The 1,134-nt window shown below is 63.1% G+C and carries 1 protein-coding gene and 1 pseudogene; both read left to right on the top strand.

Translation table 11 applies throughout. From position 1 onward, the window contains the following. Window positions 1–281: pseudogene (locus ACZ5CR_RS46635) on the top strand (hypothetical protein); the annotation flags it as partial. Between the two features lie 250 nt (window positions 282–531). Continuing rightward, on the top strand, window positions 532–1,098 hold the full coding sequence (locus ACZ5CR_RS46630; RefSeq protein ID WP_468870126.1) for a hypothetical protein: 567 nt from the start codon (window positions 532–534) through the stop codon (window positions 1,096–1,098). Window positions 1,099–1,134: the final 36 nt, after the last annotated feature.

Raw genomic sequence — 1,134 nt, 5'->3', positions numbered from 1 at the left:
AGGCTGAGCGGCAGCAGCTCGCCGCTGAGCAGAAACGTGCCGAGCAGACACGTGAGAAGCAGAAGGCCGAAGAATTCAAGCACCTGGTTGCCGGGGCCATCGAGGACGAGGAGGCGAAGACCGAGTCCGCCAGCTGCCTCCCGGACGACAACCCTCGGGCCCTTGCCCTCTACGTGGCGCTGGTCAGTTACGCCACCCGAAACCCTGGCAAGCAGCTCCCGAGTATCACGGGTATCGGTCCCGAGTATCACGGGTATCGGCGCCATGGGTTGGACTGGTGACAACGCGCAGGACAGCTAACTCCTGCTGGCGCTCTACTATTCGAACCTACTTGCCATCTCCCGGGAAACACCGCCGCCCGCCTTCGTCCTCGCTAAGGACGGTGACGACATCACGTTCCGCGCCAATGATGTCGTATGGCGGCTCATCGGCGACCGATCAGTCGCTCAGGAGCACGTCAAGGACATCACGAGCGGATTCAAGACCCGACCTGGCCCGCAGGGAGCCACCGCGCGCGAAGCCGTCGCCTTGTTGACGGACGAGATCGAGGTCGCCAACATCACCTCGTATCTCAACGGGCTGCTCACCAAGAAATACGACTACCCCGAAGTCCCGGAAACACGGCGGGAAGAGCTCACGGACATCATCCGTAAGGGTTTCAACCATGGATACACCTCTGGGCAGATGATCACTTTCGTGTGGCGGGCCGCCGACTCCGCCGCAGCCTGGAAAGAGCGCAACGCGCGGATGGGGCCACCGGAAGCCGCCTCTGCCTCGGTGACCACTCTCAACGGGAAGATCGACAAGGCTATCGAGCTCCACCACGCCGTTCCTGAATACGAGGTCCCCCGCTGGCACTCGGCGCCGCTCGCACTCAGCAGCTCGCGGCGACTGGCCGCAGATATTCGGTGGGTGTACGACCGCGAAGTCATCGAGGCATGTCCCCACTGCGACCACATCGGACTTAAGGAAGTCGTTCATCCCGAGACCGAGTCAACCGCCATGGGGCGCTGCACCCATCCCGTCGAGATCCCGTCCCAGGCCCAAGAGGAGGAACCGAACTGGTGGGACGACGCACCCGATCCGGCCGACGTCTGAACCTGAGACCTGGTCTGGCCGATCCGGTGATCACCG

Source organism: Streptomyces sp. NPDC031274 (assembly GCF_055570235.1).
This window is presented reverse-complemented; position numbering and strand designations above follow the sequence as displayed.